Origin of the sequence: Streptomyces albireticuli, assembly GCF_002192455.1 — a bacterium.
GTDB classification, from domain to species: Bacteria; Actinomycetota; Actinomycetes; order Streptomycetales; family Streptomycetaceae; genus Streptomyces; species Streptomyces albireticuli_B.
Window position 1 is genome coordinate 3717196 of the sequence record NZ_CP021744.1, and the last position, 18557, is coordinate 3735752.

Sequence of the window (18557 nt, forward strand, 5' to 3'; positions counted from 1 at the left end):
GGCGCGCGGCCGGTTTTTCATGGCAGCTACGAGCGAGATAGCGGGGACATGTTTCTGCAACGCATCGGTAATAAGGGAATTCGGCTGGGCACGCTCTTCGACCGGGCCGCCGCGAAGCACCCGGCGAACCTGATCCTCCTGGACCACACCCTCGACATCGCCCCGCGGCTCGGCCGCCGCGCCACGCTGACGGAGGTCGCGGACCTGATCGACGACTACGCCGCACGGCTCTGGGCCGCCCGGGTCCGCACCGGCGAGCACGTCGTCGTACACAAGACGGACGGCTTCGACATCACCCTGCTGGCCTGCGCGGTCGCGCGGATCGGCGCCGTTCCCGTGCTGCTGTCGTCGAAGCTCGACGGCGGCACCGTCGCGGAGCTGCTGCGCCGGGTGAACCGCCCGCACCTGGTCACCGACCAGGCGAAGCTGGAGAAGGACCTGCCCGAGGCGGTCTTCGGGCTGTCGGAGCAGGTGCTGCTCACGACCGGGACCCACGAGGGCGCGACCGGGCTGGACACGCTGGCGGGCGCCCCCCGGGTCGCCCCGGTGCCCATGCCGCCGGAGCACCCGACGCTGATCACGCACACGTCCGGGACGACCGGCACCCCGAAGCTGGCCGTGCACACCGGCGCCACCTTCCAGGCGCGCTACCGCCCGCAGGCCTCCGTGGTCTCGCTGGTCAGCAAGCGCGAACCGATCGCCGTGCACGTGTCGTTCGTGCACTCGCGGATGTTCACGGCCATGCCGATCGCCGTCCTCCAGGGCCACCCGCTGATCGTGCTGGCCGACGACGACCCGGTCTCCGTGGGCGAGATCTTCACCCAGGCGCCGCCCGGGTTCATCGAGGCGCACCCCAACTCGTTCATGCGCTGGGAGGAGCTCGTCGACGACCCGCGCGCGCCGCTGGCCAACGTCAAGTACTTCAGCAGCACCTTCGACGCGATCCACCCCCGGACCGTGCACCGGCTGCTGAGCGCCTCGCGCCGCGGCCACCCGCTGTTCGCCCAGGCCTACGGGCAGAGCGAGGTCGGCCCGATCGCCGCCCGCACGTACACCCGGGACCGCGGCGCCGAGGCCGACGGCCGCTGCGTGGGCATGCCCTTCCCCGGCATGACGGGCGTCCGCGTCCTCAGCCGCGACGGCAACCCGCCCTCCCGCACCTCGCCCGGCAACATCGAGGTCCGCAGCGACGGCCGGATCATCACCTATCTGGGCGAGCACGCCCGGTGGGAGAAGCAGGCCGACGGCGAGTGGTGGGCCATGGGCGACGTCGGCTACCGCACCAAGCAGGGCTGTCTGCACCTGCTCGACCGCGAGGTCGACGTGATCCCCGGCATCGAGAGCACCCTGGCCGTCGAGGACACCCTCTTCGCCCGCCTGCCGGAGCTCGTCGAGGCCATCATCGTGCCGGGCGAGGACGGCCGGGCCGTGCCGGTGGTGTGCACCAAGGACGACAAGCCGCTGGACCCGCCGGCCTGGCAGCGGGCCGTCGAGGGCCTCGCCCCGATGGCCGACCCCGTGCAGTGGCGGCTGGAAGACCTGCCGCACACCGCCACCACCAAGATCAAGCGCCTTGAACTCGCCCGCCTGCTGAAGACGAGGGACGGCTCCCCGGCATGAGTGGCAACCACATGGAGATCTGCGTCGTCGGCGTCGGCCCGCGCGGCCTGTCGGTCCTGGAGCGGCTGTGCGCCAACGAGCGCGCCACGCCCACGCACACGGCCGTCACCGTGCACGTCGTCGACCCGTCGGCACCCGGCGCGGGCACCGTCTGGCGCAGCGACCAGTCGCGCGAGCTGCTGATGAACACGGTGTCGTCGCAGATCACGGTCTACACGGACGACAGCGCCCGGATCGAGGGGCCCGTCGAGCCGGGCCCGAGCCTGTACGAGTGGGCGCGCGGCCTGGCCGCCCTCGCCGACGCGGGCCGGGCCCCGGACCACGACGAGGAGACCCTCGCCGAGGCCCGCCGGCTGGGCCCGGACACCTACCCGACCCGGGCGTTCTACGGCCGCTACCTCCACGACAGCTTCCTCCAGGTCGTGGCCCGCGCCCCCGGGCACGTCACGGTGCGCGTGCACCGCTCGCGCGCGGTCGCCATGGCCGACACCGAGGGGGTGCCCGGCGGCCCCCAGGGCATCCGGCTGGAGGACGGCACCCGGCTGAACCAGCTGGACGCGATCGTGATGGCCCTCGGCCACGTGCCGGCCCACCTCTCGCCGCGCGAGGCCCGGACGTCGAGCCTGGCCCGCATCCACCACCTGAACTACGTCACGCCCGCCAACCCCGCCGACCTGGACCTGAGCGGCGTGCGGGGCGGCGAACCCGTCCTGCTGCGCGGCCTGGGCCTCAACTTCTTCGACCACATGGCGCTGTTCACGGCCGGGCGTGGCGGGACGTTCGCCCGCGAGGACGGGAAACTGGTCTACCGCGCCTCCGGCCGTGAGCCGAAGCTCTACGCGTTCTCCCGGCGCGGCATCCCATACCACGCGCGGGGTGAGAACGAGAAGGGCGCTTACGGCCGTTACTTCCCCAAGCTGCTCACGGCCGAGTACATCGCGGGCCTGCGCGACCGCGCCGAAAGCGGTGAGCCGGTGCGCTTCGGCGCCGACCTGTGGCCGCTGATCGCCCGCGAGGTGGAGAGCGTCTACTACGCCACCCTCCTGCGCTCCCTGGACCGCACCGAGGAGGCGGAGCCCTTCGCCGACCGTTTCCTGGCGCTGGAGAAGGAGGACGAGCGGGGGGAGCTGCTGGAGGCGTTCGGGATCGGTGGGGAGGTGCGCTGGAGCTGGGAGCGGTTGTCGCGGCCTTACGGGGAGCGGGAGTTCTCCGGTCGTGGGGAGTTCCAGGCGTGGCTGCTGGAGTATCTGGCGGCGGATGTGCGGGCGGCGCGTGAGGGGAATGTGAGCGGGCCGCTGAAGGCGGCGCTGGACGTGATGCGGGATCTGCGCAACGAGATCCGGCTGGCCGTGGACCACGGCGGCCTGGAGGGCACCTCGCACCGTGATGATCTGGAGGGCTGGTACACGCCGCTGAACGCGTTCTTGTCGATCGGGCCGCCGGCGTCGCGGATCGAGGAGATGATCGCGCTGATCGAGGCCGGGGTGCTTCAGGTGACGGGGCCGGGGACGGTGGTGCGGATCGACACCGCGGACGCGGCGTTCGTGGCGTCCTCCACGGTGGTGCCGGGGCCCGCGGTGCGGGCGCGGACGCTGGTGGAGGCGCGGCTGCCGGAGCCGGACCTGCGGCGGACGGCTGATCCCTTGCTGCGGCATTTGTTGAACACTGACCAGATCACGACTTTCCGTATCGACGCGGCGTCGGGTACGAGTTATGAGACAGGCGGTCTCGCTGTCACGGAGCGGCCGTACCACGTGATCGACGGGAGGGGCCATGCCCATCCGCGGCGCTTCGCCTACGGCGTCCCGACCGAAGCGGTGCACTGGGTGACCGCGGCCGGTATCCGTCCCGGGGTCGACTCCGTCACCCTCGGCGACTCCGACGCCATCGCCCGCGCCGTCCTCACCCTCCCGCCCGTCGCCCACGTACCCCTCGCCCTGCGCCGCGAGGTCGCCGACGCGGAACTGACGGGCGTGATCGTATGACCGGCCCGGTACCCGGCACGGGCGGGGAGGCCCCGGAGACCCCCGAGACCCCGGAAGCCGTGGACCCGCTCACCGACAGCGGGCTCCTCTCCCCGGTGCGGGCGGGCACGCCCGCCGAGGCGGAGACCGGCGACCGGGCGTGGCTCCAGGCCATGCTCGACGCCGAGGCCGCCCTGGCCAGGGCACAGGCCCGGCTGGGCACCGTGCCCGGCACGGCGGCGGACTCCATCACCCGGGCCGCCCGCGCCGGCCACCTCGACCCGCGCGCCCTCGCCCTCGCGGCCCGTGAGACGGCCAACCCCGTCGTCGGCCTCGTCAAGGCGCTCACCCTGCACGTCGCGGCGCACGACCCGCAGGCGGCCGAGTACGTCCACCGCGGCTCCACCAGCCAGGACATCCTCGACACCGCCACCATGCTCGTCGCGCACCGCGCCCTGGGCCTGCTGCGCGCCGACCTCACCCGTATCGCCAAGGCCCTCGCGCACCTCGCCGACCGGCACCGCGACACGCTGATGGCCGGGCGGACCCTCGGCCTGCACGCGGTGCCCACCACCTTCGGGCTCAAGGCCGCGGGCTGGCGGCAGCTGGTGCTCGACGCGGGCCGCCGCGTCGAGCACGTCCGGCGCCATCTGCCGGTCTCCCTGGGCGGCGCCGCCGGAACGCTCGCCGGGTACCTCGAATACGCCCGTCTCGAAGGCACCGACGACCCCGGCTACCCCGGCCGGCTCACCGCCGCGTACGCCGACGAGACCGGCCTCGCCCGCCCCGCGCTCCCCTGGCACACCCTGCGCACCCCGCTCGCCGACCTGGCGGCCGTCCTGTCCTTCACGACCGGCGCCCTCGGCAAGATCGCCACGGATGTGCTGACGCTCACCCGCACCGAGATCGCCGAACTCGCCGAGCCCGCCACCGCCGGCCGGGGCGCCTCGTCCGCCATGCCGCAGAAGCAGAACCCCGTCCTCGCCACGCTCGTCCGCAGCGCGGCCCTCCAGGTCCCGCACCTGGCCGCCGGGCTCACCCAGAGCCTCCTCAGCGAGGACGAGCGCGCGGCGGGCGTCTGGCAGGCCGAGTGGCAGTTCCTCCGCGAGGCCCTGCGGCTGACCGGGGGCGCCGCCCACACGGCCGTCGAGCTGACCGAGGGCCTCACCGTGCACGCCGGCCGGATGCGCGAGAACCTCGGGCTCACCGGCGCCCCCGTGGTCTCCGAGCGGCTGGCGGCCGTGCTCGCCCCGCACCTCGGCAAGGCCTCCGCGAAGGCGCTCCTGACGGCCGCCTCCACGGAGGCCGACCGGTCCGGCAGGCCGCTCAGCACGGTCCTCGCCGAGGCCCCGGAGCTCAAGGGACGCTGTACGGAGGCCGAGCTGGCCGCCCTGTGCGACCCCGCCGACTACACCGGCGCGGCGGGCGCCCTGACCGACCGGGCCCTGCGGCCATGACCACACGCAGCTCGAAGTGGATCACCCACTGGGACCCCGAGGACACGGACTTCTGGGAGCGCGAGGGCAAGCGCGTCGCCCGCCGCAACCTCGTCCTGTCGGTCGTGTCCGAGCACATCGGGTTCTCCGTGTGGAGCATGTGGTCGGTCCTGGTGCTCTTCATGTCACCGGCCATCGGCCTCGGTTTCGGCCCCGGCGAGAAGTTCCTGCTGGTGGTCACCCCGACCCTGGTCGGCGCGCTGCTGCGGCTGCCCTACAGCTACGCGGTCACCCGCTTCGGCGGGCGCGACTGGACGGTGTTCGCCTCGGCGGTGCTCCTCGTCCCGGCCTCCCTGGCCGCGTACTTCGTCCACAGACCGGGCACGCCCCTGTGGGTCTTCCTCCTCGTCGCGGCGACGGCGGGCGTGGGCGGCGGGAACTTCGCCTCCTCGATGACCAACATCACGGGCTTCTACCCCCAGCGCCACCAGGGCTGGGCGCTCGGCCTCAACGCGGGCGGCGGCAACCTCGGCGTCGCGGCCGTCCAGCTCCTCGGCCTGCTCGTCATCGCCACCGCCGGCGACACGCACCCGGCGTACGTCGCCTCGCTCTACCTGCCGCTGATCGCGCTGGTCTCGCTGCTGGCCGCCCTCCGGATGGACAACCTGGAGGCGGTGCGCACCGAACCGGGCGCCCAGCGGGAGGCCCTGCGCCACGCCCACACGTGGTGGATCTCGCTGCTCTACATCGGCACGTTCGGGTCGTTCATCGGCTACGGGTTCGCCTTCGGCCTGGTGCTCCAGAACCAGTTCGGGTCCACCCCGCTGGAGGCCGCCTCGTACACCTTCCTCGGGCCGCTGCTCGGCTCGGTGGCCCGGCCCTCGGGCGGCCGGCTGGCCGACCGCTGGGGCGGGGCGCGGGTGACGCTGTGGAGCTTCGCCGGGATGGGCGCGGGCACGGCCGTGCTGCTGCTCGCCTCCGACGTAGGCTCGTTCGGGCTGTTCGTGGCCGGCTTCACCGGTCTGTTCGTGCTCAGCGGGATCGGCAACGGCTCCACGTACAAGATGATCCCCGCCGTCTTCGCCCAGCAGGCGCTGCGCTCCGGCACGGGCCTCGCGGGGGCGCGGCGGCTCTCGGGCGCGGTGATCGGCATCGCGGGGGCGGTGGGCGCGCTCGGCGGCGTCGCGATCAACCTCGCCTTCCGCGCGTCCTACGGCGGCGCGTCCGGCGGGGGTTCGGGCGTCCCGGCGTTCTGGACCTTCCTCGTGTTCTACGCGGGGTGTGCGGTCGTCACATGGGCGGTGTACCTCCGCCGGGAACGGGCGGAGGCGTCCTTGGCGCTGGAGACGTCCCGTGCGTAGGGCCCCTGCGGGGCCCGGGGGGTGGACCTCGGGCGAGGCGGGGCCCGGGGCCGGGCTCACGGCCGACGCCGGGGCCAGGACGGCATCCGGGCCGCGCCCGGAGCCCGGGGCCGGGGCCGAGGCCGGGGGCGGGCCCGAGGCCGGGGGCGGGCCCGAAGCCGGGGCCTCAGGTGGCCCCGGGATCTCCACGGACGGGCTCACGCCCGGGACCGGGCCCTTGGCCGGAGCCGGGGCACGGACGGCATCCGGGCCGCGCCCGGAGCCCGGGGCCGGGGCCGGGGCCGGGGCCCGGACCGAGGCCGCGGGCGGCTCCGGGGGCGGCCCCGCAGCCGGGTGCACGCCTCGACCCGGTGCCGGATCCGGCGGCGGCGCCGCGACCCCGCCCGCGCCCGCGCCGCCCGCCGGGTCCGAAGTCCCCACCCACTGCCCCTACTGCGCCCTCCAGTGCGGCACCCGCCTCGCGCCGCTGGGCGCCGGCGCGGCCGTCCGGCCCTCGCCCGGCTTCCCCGTCAACCAGGGCGGGTTGTGCCAGAAGGGCTGGACCGCGCCCGCGCTGCTCACCACGCCCGACCGGCTGACGACACCGCTGGTCCGGGACGCCTCCGGGGCCCTCGTGCCCACCGGCTGGGACGCCGCGCTCGACCTGGTCGCGGAGCGGCTCGGCGCGCTGCGGGCCGCCCACGGGGCCGACGCCGTGGGCGTCTTCGGCGGCGGCGGGCTGACGAACGAGAAGGCGTACCTGCTGGGGAAGTTCGCCCGCGTCGCGCTCGGCACCAGCCAGATCGACTACAACGGGCGCTTCTGCATGTCCTCCGCCGCCACGGCCGGGAACGCCGCGTTCGGCGTCGACCGGGGCCTGCCGTTCCCCGTCACCGACCTCGGGGACGCCGAGGTGATCCTCCTGGCGGGCGCCAACCCCGCCGACACCATGCCGCCCCTGATGCGGCACCTCGGCCGGGCCGCCCTCGTCGTCGTCGACCCGCGCCGCTCCGCGACCGCCGAGCGTGCCGCCCTGCACCTCCAGCCCGCGCCCGGCACGGACCTCGCGCTGGCCCTGGGCCTGCTGCACCTGGCCGTCGCGGAGGGCCTGGTGGACACGGAGTACGTGGCCGGGCGCACGGCCGGCTTCGCGGCGGCCCGGCAGCGCGCGATGGCCTGGTGGCCCGAGCGCGTCGAGCGGATCACCGGGGTGCCGGTCGCCGAACTGCGGGAGGCCGTGGCCCTGCTGGCCGGCGCCCGGCGGGCGTACGTCCTGACCGGGCGCGGCGCCGAGCAGCACAGCAAGGGCACCGACACGGCCGCCGCGTTCGTCAACCTCGCGCTGGCGCTGGGCCTGCCCGGCCGGCCGGGCTCCGGATACGGCTGCCTGACCGGGCAGGGCAACGGCCAGGGCGGCCGCGAGCACGGCCAGAAGGCCGACCAGCTGCCCGGATACCGCATGATCACCGACCCTGCGGCCCGCGAGCACGTCGCGGGCGTCTGGGGCGTACCGGTGGACTCCCTGCCCGGCCCGGGGCGCGGCGCGTACGAGCTGCTGGACGCGCTCGGCACGGCGGACGGGCCGAAGGCGCTGCTGGTCTTCGGCTCCAACCCGGCCGTCTCGGCCCCGCGCGCGGGCCGTGTGAGCGAGCGGCTCGCCTCCCTGGACCTCCTGGTGGTCGCCGACTTCGTGCCCTCCGAGACGGCCCGCATGGCCGACGTCGTCCTGCCCGTCACCCAATGGGCCGAGGAGGACGGCACGATGACGAACCTGGAGGGGCGGGTGCTGCGGCGGCGCCGGGCGCTGCCCCCTCCGGCCGGGGTCCGCACCGACCTGGAGGTGCTCCAGGGGCTCGCGGTACGGCTGGGACAGCCGGCGGACCGTTTCCCCACCGCGCCCCGGACGGCCTTCGAGGAACTGCGGCGCGCCTCGCGCGGCGGCCGCGCCGACTACGCGGGCATCAGCTACGACCGGCTGGACGCCGGGGAGGCGCTGCACTGGCCCTGCCCCGACGAGGAACACCCGGGCACGCCCCGGCTGTTCCTCGACCGCTTCGCGCACCCCGACGGACGGGCCCGCTTCGCCGCCGTCGACCACCGCGACGCGGCCGAGAGCCCCGGCGGGCGCTTCCCGCTGTACGCCACGACCGGCCGGTCGCCCGCCCACTACCAGTCGGGGGCGCAGACCCGGCGCGTCCCCGAGCTGGCCGCGGCGGCCCCGGAGGCGTACGTGGAGATCCATCCGGACACCGCGCGCCGGGCCGGGCTGGACGAGGGCGCGCTGGCCCGGATCAGCTCGGTACGGGGCAGCACGCTCGCGCGCGTGCGGCTGGTGGGGACGCTGCGCACGGACACGGTGTTCCTGCCGTTCCACTTCCCGGCGGAGGGCCGGGCCAACCTGCTGACGAGCGACGCGCTGGACCCGCGCAGCGGAATGCCCGAGTTCAAGGTGTGCGCGGTGCGCGTAGAGCCGTGCGGCACGCCGTGACGGGCGCGGACGCCGGCACGAGGACGGGTACGACGGGAGGTGCCGCCGTGCGGGACGGCATACGGGACGAGGGCGGCCAGGACGGCCGGGCCGTGCGGGACCGGACGAGGCACCCGGGGCCCCGCGAGGCCCGGGAGACCATGAAGCCCCAAGGGCCGGACCGCGCCCGCGAAGCCGCGGCAACGGGCGAAGCCGGGAGGGCCGTCAAAGCCGCAGGGCCGGACGCCGCCCAGGACAACGCGGACGCCGCGCGCCCGGGCGACTCCCGGGCGGCCGTGGCACCGAGCGGGGCCCGGGAGACCGTGGACACCACGACACCGGGCGCCGCACGGGGCACGGAGGCCCGGGAACCGGGCCGCGCCGGGGACGGCCTCCTCGTCATCGGCGACGGCCCCGCCGCCCACCGCCTCGTCCACCGCCTCCACGAACTCGGTCACCCCGGCCCCGTGACCCTGCTGGGCGCCGGGTCCGGGCCCGCCTACCACCGGCCGCTCCTCACGTCCGTCCTCGACGGCACCCTCTCCCCCGCCGACCTGGTCCTGCCCCCGCTCCCCGAGGGCACGGTGGTCCGTACGGGCACGACGGCCGTCGCCGTCGACCGGTGGCGGCGCGTGGTGCGGACGGACGACGGCTCGGAGTACCCGTACGCGACGCTCGTCCTGGCGACGGGGGCGCGGCCGCGGGAGCCGCTGGCGGGCGCGGGGGTGCTGCGCACGCTCGACGACTGCGCGCGGATCGGGCCCGGGCACGTGACCGTCGTCGGCGGCGGGGTGCTCGGCGTGGAGACGGCGGCGGCCCTGCGGCGCGCGGGGCGCCGGGTCACGATGGCGCACCCCGGCCCGTACCCGATGGCGGACCGGCTGCCGCCGGCGGCCGGGCGGCTGCTGGCGGACCGGCTCACCGGGCTCGGCGTCGAGCTGGAGCCGGACGCCGAGGTCACCGGGCGCGAGCACGGCAAGCTGCGGCTGCGGGACGGGCGGCTGCTGGACGCGGACACCGTGGTGCAGTGCGCCGGGGTGACGCCGGACACCGCGCTGGCCCGCGCGGCGGGGCTCGCCGTGCGCACGGGCGTGGTGGTCGACGACGCGCTGCGCACCAGCGACCCGCGCGTCCACGCGATCGGCGACTGCGCCGCACACCCGGAGGCCGCGCCGGGCACCCACGCCAACGCCTGGGACCAGGCCGAGGCGCTGGCCGGGCTCCTCGCCACCGGGCGCGGCCGCTACCGGGGCACGCGGGTCGTGCTCCGGCCGCGGGTGCCGGGCCTGGACCTCGTCACCCTGGGCCGGGCCCACGAGGACGACCGGCGGGTGGTGTTCTCGGACCCGGCGCGGGGCCGGTTCGCGGAACTCTCGCTGCGTCACGGAAGGTTGACCTCCGCCACGCTGGCCGGACTGCCCCGGGCCATCGCGGCCGTCATCCGGCTGCACGACCACGGCCTGCCCGTCCCCGCGGACCGGCTCGCGCTGCTGCTCGGCACCGCGCCCGCCCAGGCGGGCCCTGTCGAACTCCCGGACGAAGCCGTAGTCTGCCGGTGCAACAACGTCACGAAGGCCGCCCTGACCGCCGCGTTCCGCGCCGGCGCCCGCGACCTGACCGCCCTCGCCAACGCCACCCGCGCCACGACCGGTTGCGGATCCTGCACCCCGACCGTAAGAGCGCTCTGCACCGAGGTACGCACTCCATGACCCGCACCCTCGTCATCGCCGGCCACGGCATGATCGGCCACCGCGTGGCCACCGACGTCCTCGCCGGCGACACCGCCGGCGAATGGCGCGTGACCGTCCTCGCGGAGGAGAGCCGGCCCGCGTACAACCGCGTGGCCCTCTCCACCTACCTGGGCGGCCGGGCCGCGAGCGCCCTCACCCTGGCCCGCCCCGGCTTCCTCGACGACCCGCGTCTCGACCTGCGCCTGTCCACGCCCGTCACCGCGATCGACCGCGGCTCCCGCACGGTGAAGACCGCCGACGGCACGGTCGTCCCCTACGACGCGCTGGTCCTGGCCACCGGCTCCCGGCCGTTCGTCCCGCCCGTCCCGGGCCACGACCTGCCCGGCTGCTTCGTCTACCGCACCCTCGACGACCTGGACGCGATACGCGCGGCCGCCGAGGGCTCCGAGGGCAGGCCCGGCGTCGTCATCGGCGGCGGCCTGCTCGGCCTGGAGGCGGCGGGCGCGCTGCGCAAGCTGGGGATGAAGGTCCATGTCGTGGAGACGGCCCCCCGCCTGATGGCCGTTCAGCTGGACCAGGGCGGCGGCGACATCCTGGCCCGCATGATCCGGGACATGGGCGTGGAGGTGCGCTGCTCGGCCGTCACGGAGGCCGTCGAGGCGGGCCCGGACGGCTCCGTGGCCGGCGTCCGGCTGGCCGACGGCACCCTCGTCGAGACGGACCTGGTGGTCTTCTCCGCCGGCATCCGCCCCCGCGACGAGCTCGCCGACCAGGCCGGTCTCCGCCGCGCCGAGCGCGGCGGCTTCCTCGTCGACAACCGCCTGCGCACCGAGGACGACCGCATCTGGGCGGTCGGCGAGTGCGCCGCCGTCGAAGGCCGCTGCTACGGCCTCGCGACCCCCGGCTACCAGATGGCCAAGGTCGTCGTGGAACAGCTCCTCGCCACCGGCGGCACCACCGACGACGCGGCCGGCTCCGTCTTCGACGGCGCCGACATGTCCACCAAGCTCAAGCTGCTCGGCGTCGACGTGGCGAGCATCGGTGACGCCCACGCCACGACGCCGGGCGCGATCGAGTACGTCGAGGCGGACCCGGCGGCGGGCACGTACGCGAAGCTGGTCCTGGCCGAGGACGGCCGGACGCTGCTGGGCGGGGTCCTGGCGGGGGACGCGAAGCCGTACCCGCTGCTGCGGTCGCTGCTGAACCGGGAGTTGCCGGCGCCGGTGGACCAGATGCTGACGTGGAAGCCCTGAGGGGTACGCCGCTGCCGCGGGGCCTCGCGTTCATGTCAGAAGGGCGGGCGGCATCGTGGTCGCCCCGTCCACGCGCCGGGGCCGCTCACCCGCTCAATGGTCCGCGAACCACTGGCGCGTCCGCTCCGGGATGCCCGGGGAGCTCCGCAGCACGGTCTTCTGGACGTCCGCGAGCGTCTTGGCGGCGAGCTGGCGGCGCCAGGCCAGTTCCGCCTCGCGCATGGCCCACGAGACGTGGCAGGGGTGGTCGAACGCGCCCTGCGAGACCTCGTGCTGAGGGCCCCGGCGGCGGATCTCGGAGCAGCGGAAGGCCTTCTCGGGGCCTTCGATGGCGGTCACGATGTCCATGAGCGTGATGGTCTCCGGCTCGCGCGCGAGCCGGAAGCCGCCGCGGGGGCCGGGGCTGGAGGACGCGATGTCGGCCTGGACGAGCGCCTGGAGCTGTTTGCCCAAGTACGCCGGCGGCAGGTCGTAGAACGCGGCGAGCCTGGCTGCCGGCACGGCTCTGTCCGGGCCGACCCAGGCCAGGTTCAGGCAGGTGTGCATGGCCCATTCCACACCCTCGCTCATTCGCATGAAAGTGATGCTATAGCGAGAATCAGCCCTGCAAAATGACTGCGTGGCAGGCGAATTCGCCTGATTCGCAGGCCGCCCCGGCGCCCTCGCGACGATGGCGCGAAATGAGCGCCGAGGGCGCGGCGGGCGGCGCGTCAGATTCCGGAAGGGCGCAGGAGCACCGTGTTCAGCTCGGTCTCCAGGCGGTCGAGGTCGTCCTGGTGGCCGTGGGCCGCGATATGGCCGTCCGGGCGGATCAGGTAGTAGCCCGGACGGCCGCAGAACGCGTCCGCGTCCGCCACCCCGCGCGGTATCCAGCGCACCCGCAACTGCGGCCGCCGCGCCGCGATGTGGCCGATTTCCGCCCGCCAGCCGGCGGCCCGCCCCTTGCCCGGCGCGCGCACGGCGAGGACCCAGCGGCCCGGGTCGGCCCCGGTGCCCGCGATCCCCGCCGAGAGCGCGGCCCGGCGCGGGAACGTCCCGCCGACCTTCGCCCCGCCGGGCAGCCGGCCCCGCAGTCGGCAGGCGGTGAGCCCGCCCGGCCGCTGGGTGTCCCGCTCGGGCTCGTAGGCCAGGCGGCGGCCCGCCATCACCGGCGTGTAGAACCGCGACACCGCGTTCGTCCGGTCCAGGAGGCGGAACGCCGCGTCCCGGGCGCGCACTTGGAGGGGCCCGTTGAACATCCACGCCCGCGTCTGGACGTCCGTGTCCCGCACGATCCGCCGCGTCGACTCCGAGCGCTCCGGCCCGTACGTGCCCAGCAGCGAGGACGGGGACTCGCTGCGGATCACGGCGGCGAGCTTCCACGCGAGGTTGTGCGCGTCCTGGAGGCCGTTGTTCATGCCCTGCCCGCCCGCCGGGCTGTGCACGTGCGCCGCGTCGCCCATGAGGAAGACCCGGCCGCGCTGGAAGTCCGCGGCCCGCCGCGCGTGCACCCTGAACACCGTCTGCCACACCGGTTCGGTGATCCGCACGCCGCGCGGCCCGCGCTCGTCGAGGATCGCCTGCATCATCGGCACGCTGACCTCGCGGCCGCCGTCCGGCATGACCGACAGGAAGCGGTGCACGCCCGCCGGCTGCGGAACGATCACCAGGGTGCCGCCGGCCGCCTGGTAGTAGAGGATCTCGTCCTCCGGCAGATCCCCGTCGGTACGGGCGTCCACCAGCGCGAACGCCATCTCGTAGGTGGTCCCCTGGAAGCCGATGCCGAGCTGCCCGCGCACCGGGCTGCCCGCGCCGTCGGCGCCGATCACGAACGGCGCCCGTACCCGCTCGACGGGCCCCTGCCCCTCGCCGTGCTCCAGGATCGCGGTGACCCCGTCGGTCGCGTCGATCCGGCCGGAGAAGTCCACGTCGTCCAGCGCCAGCAGCCGCACCCCGCGCTCGATCTTCCCGCCCAGCGAGCGCAGCCGCTCGGTGAGGATCCGCTCCGTCTCCGGCTGCGGCAGCTGCCGGGCGGCGAGGTCGTCGGCGAACGTGAACGAGGCGAGGGGACGGCGCTCGGAGAAGTAACTGAACGCGCGGATGGGGACGGAGGCGGCCCGCACCTCGTCGGCGACACCGAGGTCTTCGAGGATGTCGAGGACCCGCGGCCAGAGGGAGAGGGCCTTGGGGACGGTCATGGGGGCCGGGGCGCGGTCGATGATGCGGGTGGGGATGCCGCGGCGGAGCAGCTCGCAGGCGGCGAGGAGGCCGGTGGGGCCTGCGCCTACGACGAGGACCTGGGTGTCGGTGGGGTCGGGGGTGTGCATGGCGGGTCTCCTGTGCGGGTGGTTGTGACCGGCGGGTTGTTTCCCCAGCCCCGCCCCTTCCCGATACCGGGGCTCCGCCCCGGACCCCGGTCCTCAAGCGCCGGACGGGCTGATTTCAGCCCGTCCGGCGCTTGAGGACACCGCGCGAAGCGCGGAACCGGGGGCCCGGGGATCTCCCCGGTTACGGGAAGGGGCGGGGCTGGGGAACAAGCCCCTACGCGCCCCCGCCCGCACGCTCCCGCAGGAGCCGCGCCAGTTCCAGCCGCCGCACCTTCATCGTCGCCGTCCGCGGCAGCTCCTCCAGCCGCATCCGCACCGGCTCCGCCAGCGTCGGGAAGTCCGTCACCGCCGCCCGCCACCGCTCCGGGTCCAGCGGTACGTCCCCGCGCGTGCACACGACGGGGAGCGGCTCGTCCGACGGACCGCGCAGGAGCACGAGTTCGGCGAGTTCCGGGAGGCGGCCGAGGACCGTGTCCTCGACCTCCAGGGTGCTGTGGATGGTGGGGACGACGTCGACCTCACGGTCGAGGAGGTGCAGGCAGCCCTCCTCCGTGCGGTAGCCGACGTCCATGCCGCGCCACCACCCGTCGCCGTCGACCTGCTTGGCGTACCGCTCGCCCTCGCCGAAGTACGTCAGCACCCGGCCCGCCGCCTGCACCTCGATGTAGCCGGGGTGCTCCTTCGACGGCGCCTCGCCGTCCCGGCCGACGAGCCGGAACTTGGTGTCGCCGGGGAACGCGTAGCCCTGGCAGCGGCCGTCCGCGCCGAGCGCGGTCTCCCGGGTGAAGGAGCGGCCGACGAGCGGGCCCGTCTCGCTCTGCCCGTAGATCTGGTAGAAGACCGGGTGATGCCGGTCGGAGGCGTGCAGCAGCCGGTGCATGGTGCCGGGGTGGATCGCGTCGAAGGTGCTGCTGAAGTACTTCACGTTCGCGAAGGGCCTGCGGGGGTCGTCCGCGAGCTCCTCCCACTCCATGAAGGAGTTGGGCGCCGACTCGACGAACGCGGGCCGGGTGCGGGCGAAGAGCTCCGCCACCTTCTCCGGGTCGGCGTCGTCCATGACGAGGAACGGGACGCCGCGCGGCAGCAGCACGGCGAGCGCGAGCGGCATCCGGGAGTGGACGTACGACACGTGCAGCGCCACGGTCTCGTGCTCACGGACGAGGTCGAAGAGCTTCGCCTGCGGGCGGTAGCGGCCGTGCAGCGTGCGCGGCGTGTGCACGAGGAGCTTCGGCAGGCCGGTGGTGCCGGAGGTGTGGGTGATGAGGGCGGGCTCGTCGAGGCCCGGCTCGACGGGGGCCTGGCGGGGCGCGCCGGCCAGGTCGGCCAGGGAGACCGTGCCCTCCCGCGCCCCGGCCACCACGAAGATCTCCTTGGCCAGGTTCGGCAGCGTGGGGTCGGCGAGCTCGGCGTCGAGCTTGGCCAGGTCCGTCACCAGGTACGGCTGGCCGAGCCGGTCCAGCAGCGCCAGGACGCTCGCGCCGTCGAGCCCCGGGGACAGCTGGACCGGCACGGCGCCGATCCGCGAGACCGCGCACGACAGGACGTTGATGTCGAAGCCGGCCGTCTTGTAGAGCGCGACATGCTCGCCCGTGCGCACCCCCGCGGCCCACAGCCGGGCCGCCACGTCGTCGATGTGGTCCGCGAACCCGGCGAAGGTCAGCTCGGGCCCGGCGCCGGGCAGCAGGGGCATCTCGTGGTCGAGGGTGATCAGGGTGTCCGGGTACCTGGCGGCGGCGCGCTCGGCCACCAGCCCCATGTGGATGCCGGTGTCGCTGGGGGTGATCGGCAGCATGAGTTGCTCCTGGGAATTCGGGAAGGTTCGGGTCCGTGGGCGCGGGGGTGTCCCGCTCCGGAGGCGGCGGGGGGTTCGGTCGCGGGCGGGTCAGGCGACGGGCGCGCCGGTGAGCAGCCCGGCCAGCAGCGCGCCGGTGATCCGCGGGCCGTCCTGGGTGAGGACGGACTCGGCGTGGAACTGCACGGAGGCGAAGTGCGCGCCGCGCAGGGCGTGGATCTCGCCGGTGCGCGGATCGCGGCTGACCTCCAGCTCACCGGCCGCGGTCACGGCCCGGTCCGCCTCGCTCCGCGCGGCGAAGGTGTTGTAGAAGCCGACCCGCTCCGGGCTGCCGAAGAGGTCGATGCCGCGCTGGACGCCCTGGTTGGGCACGTCACGGCGGTGCAGCGGGAAGCCGAGCCGGAGGCTGAGCACCTGGTGGCTGAGGCAGACCGCGAGGAACGGCCGGCGCCGGTCGAGCAGGGTGCCGATCGCCGCGTCCAGGTGGGCGATCTTGGGGTGGCCGGCCTCGCGGGGGTCGCCGGGGCCGGGGCCCATGACGACGAGGTCGTGGCCGTCGAAGGAGTACGGCTCGTCGAAGCGCCGTACGGTCACGGTGAGGCCCATGGCCCGCAGTTGGTGGTCGATCATCGAGGTGAAGGTGTCCTCGGCGTCGACGACGAGGACCCGCCGCCCGTCGAGCAGCGGCACGGTGCGGGCGCGCTCGGTGTCGGGGGCCAGCCAGAACCCGGCGATGCCGGTGTTCCGCTCGGCGAGGGCCGCCCGGACGCTGGGGTGGCGGCCGAAACGGCCGCCGCCGTCGTCCTTGAGCGCGGAGAGCAGCCCGGCCGCCTTGGCGCGGGTCTCCAGGACCTCCGAGTCCGGGTCGGAGTGGCGTACGAGCGTGGCGCCGACCCCGATCCGCACCCGGCCGCCCCGGTCGATGTCGGCGGTGCGGATGAGGATCGCCGAGTCCAGGACGCGCTGCCCGGCGGCGTCCCGGCCGATGAGGGCGAGCACCCCGCTGTAGTAGCCCCGGCCGGTCTCCTCGTAGCGGTCGATGACCCGGCAGGCGCTCTCCAGGGGGCTGCCGGTGACGGTCGGCGCGAACATCGTCTCGCGGAGGATCTCCCGGGGGTCGCGGCCGGTGCGGCCCTCGATCAGGTACTCGGTGTGCGCCAGGCGGGCCATCTCCTTGAGGTACGGGCCGACGACCCGGCCGCCGCCGTCGCAGATCCGGGCCATCATCTTCAGTTCCTCGTCGACGACCATGTACAGCTCGTCGGTCTCCTTGCGGTCGGCGAGGAAGTCCATGACCTCGGGGAGGCTGGGGCCGGCGGCGGGGTAGCGGTAGGTGCCGCTGATCGGGTTCATGACCGCCCGGCCGTCCGCGACGCTGATGTGCCGCTCGGGGGTCGCGCCGACGAGGGTGCGGTCGCCGGTGTGCACGAGGAACGTCCAGTACGCGCCCGACTCGCGCTCCAGCAGCCGCCGGAAGAAGGTCAGGGCGTGGGCCGGGGAGTAGCCGCTGATGTCGGCGGTGAAGGACCGCTTGATGACGAAGTTGGCGCCCGTGCCCTCGCCGATCTCGTCGGCGACGACCCGCCGCACGGTCCGGGCGTACGCGTCGTCGTCGACGTCGAAGTGCTCTCCCGTGAGGGTGAGGGGCACGTCGGGGATCCGGGCGAGGACCTCGGCCACGCCGACGAGGGCCTGGCCGGTGACGGTCATCGCGAGCAGCGGGGTGCCGTCGTCGGCGCAGGCGAAGCCCCGTTCGGCGATCTGCCGGTAGGGGACGACGGCCAGGACCTCGTGGCCGGGGGCGGCGGGCCCGTCCGGCAGCGGGATGCCGGCCAGCGTCCGCGGCGCGGAGACGTCCCCGAGCAGGACGTCGAGGCTGCCCGGGCCGGTCGCGTCCGGCCGGTGGATCAGGGCGAACGCGGGGGCGTCACCGGCGAGTACGCGGTCCAGCGGGCCGGCCTGGGCCCGTCCGTCGGCGGCGCTCATGCCCCGGCTCCGGCGGTCGCGTCTCCGGCGGTCGCGTCTCCGGCGAGGTCGGCCGCGAGGCCCTTCGCCGTGGCCACGACGGCGCAGCGCTCGGCCGCGTAGGTCACCGCGAGCCGGTGGTGGGCGGCGGAGAAGTCGGCCACGGCGTCGGCCGCGAGAAAGGTCCGTATGTCGTGGGTGAACGCCTCGACGGCGGTCGTCAGGATGCCCACATGGGCGTACACACCGCAGACGATCAGCTGGTCGCGGCCGGCGGCCCGCATGCGCTCCAGCAGGTCGGAGCGGAAGAAGGCGCTGTACCGCCACTTGGTGAAGACCCAGTCGCCGGGCGCGGGCGCCAGCGCGTCGACGACGAGCCGGTCCTCCGGGTCGACCCGCATCCCCGGGCCCCAGAAGTCCTTCAGCAGGCCGCGGTCGGCGTCGCTCATGCCGCCGGGCTGGGCGGTGTAGGCCACGGGGACGCCGAGGTCCGCGCAGGTCCCGCGGAGCAGCGCGGCGTTGGCGACGAGTTCCTCGCGCAGGGCCTCGGGCAGCGGCTTGAGGAAGTAGCGCTGCATGTCGTGGAGGAGCAGGACCGCGCGGGCCGGGTCGGCGGTCCACCGGGCGGTGTTCTCGGGCAGCTCGCCCGCTGTCGGCATCGGGTACGGCTCTATCGGGGGGATGCCCGCCATGACACGTCCTCGTGTTGGTTCGCCGCGGAAG

Annotated in this window: 12 protein-coding genes; 7 read left to right on the plus strand and 5 right to left on the minus strand. The window is 75.0% G+C overall.

All coding sequences use genetic code 11. The annotated features are described in order from the left end of the window. Nucleotides 1–48 precede the first annotated feature (48 nt). From SMD11_RS15920 to SMD11_RS15950, 7 genes are all read left to right on the plus strand, one after another. Complete coding sequence (locus SMD11_RS15920; RefSeq protein ID WP_087927085.1) at nucleotides 49–1620, plus strand: class I adenylate-forming enzyme family protein; 1572 nt, start codon at nucleotides 49–51, stop codon at nucleotides 1618–1620. Continuing rightward, nucleotides 1617–3605: an FAD/NAD(P)-binding protein gene (locus SMD11_RS15925; RefSeq protein WP_087927086.1), complete on the plus strand. Its 1989-nt coding sequence runs from the start codon at nucleotides 1617–1619 to the stop codon at nucleotides 3603–3605. The genes SMD11_RS15920 and SMD11_RS15925 overlap by 4 nt, the downstream gene beginning before the upstream one ends. Beyond that, nucleotides 3602–5041 carry a class-II fumarase/aspartase family protein gene (locus tag SMD11_RS15930; protein ID WP_087927087.1) on the plus strand — a complete coding sequence of 480 codons (1440 nt, stop codon included), beginning with the start codon at nucleotides 3602–3604 and terminating at the stop codon, nucleotides 5039–5041. The genes SMD11_RS15925 and SMD11_RS15930 overlap by 4 nt, the downstream gene beginning before the upstream one ends. Then, nucleotides 5038–6381, plus strand: a complete 1344-nt coding sequence (locus SMD11_RS15935; RefSeq protein WP_087927088.1) for an MFS transporter — start codon at nucleotides 5038–5040, stop codon at nucleotides 6379–6381. Before SMD11_RS15930 ends, SMD11_RS15935 begins: the two co-directional genes overlap by 4 nt. 466 nt (nucleotides 6382–6847) lie before the next feature. Continuing rightward, the gene (locus SMD11_RS15940) at nucleotides 6848–8848 is read left to right on the plus strand and encodes a molybdopterin oxidoreductase family protein (protein ID WP_234366406.1); all 2001 of its coding nucleotides are present in this window, start codon (nucleotides 6848–6850) and stop codon (nucleotides 8846–8848) included. Between the two features lie 47 nt (nucleotides 8849–8895). Continuing rightward, the gene (locus SMD11_RS15945; protein WP_234366057.1) at nucleotides 8896–10536 is read left to right on the plus strand and encodes an FAD-dependent oxidoreductase; all 1641 of its coding nucleotides are present in this window, start codon (nucleotides 8896–8898) and stop codon (nucleotides 10534–10536) included. Beyond that, on the plus strand, nucleotides 10533–11771 hold the full coding sequence (locus SMD11_RS15950; protein WP_087927090.1) for an NAD(P)/FAD-dependent oxidoreductase: 1239 nt from the start codon (nucleotides 10533–10535) through the stop codon (nucleotides 11769–11771). Before SMD11_RS15945 ends, SMD11_RS15950 begins: the two co-directional genes overlap by 4 nt. A 93-nt stretch (nucleotides 11772–11864) precedes the next feature. Here the strand turns inward: SMD11_RS15950 and SMD11_RS15955 are convergent, their stop codons facing one another. From SMD11_RS15955 to SMD11_RS15975, 5 genes are all read right to left on the minus strand, one after another. Then, nucleotides 11865–12347, minus strand: a complete 483-nt coding sequence (locus SMD11_RS15955; protein ID WP_087927091.1) for an RrF2 family transcriptional regulator — start codon at nucleotides 12345–12347, stop codon at nucleotides 11865–11867. A gap of 134 nt (nucleotides 12348–12481) precedes the next feature. Continuing rightward, a complete protein-coding gene (locus SMD11_RS15960; protein WP_087927092.1) occupies nucleotides 12482–14077 on the minus strand; it encodes an FAD-dependent oxidoreductase in 1596 nt (531 codons plus the stop codon). A 214-nt stretch (nucleotides 14078–14291) separates the two neighbouring features. Then, nucleotides 14292–15869, minus strand: a complete 1578-nt coding sequence (locus SMD11_RS15965; protein WP_087927093.1) for a class I adenylate-forming enzyme family protein — start codon at nucleotides 15867–15869, stop codon at nucleotides 14292–14294. 90 nt (nucleotides 15870–15959) lie between these two features. Beyond that, a complete protein-coding gene (locus SMD11_RS15970; protein ID WP_087927094.1) occupies nucleotides 15960–17855 on the minus strand; it encodes an anthranilate synthase family protein in 1896 nt (631 codons plus the stop codon). Then, the gene (locus SMD11_RS15975; protein WP_087927095.1) at nucleotides 17852–18526 is read right to left on the minus strand and encodes an isochorismatase family protein; all 675 of its coding nucleotides are present in this window, start codon (nucleotides 18524–18526) and stop codon (nucleotides 17852–17854) included. The genes SMD11_RS15970 and SMD11_RS15975 overlap by 4 nt, the downstream gene beginning before the upstream one ends. Nucleotides 18527–18557 lie beyond the last annotated feature (31 nt).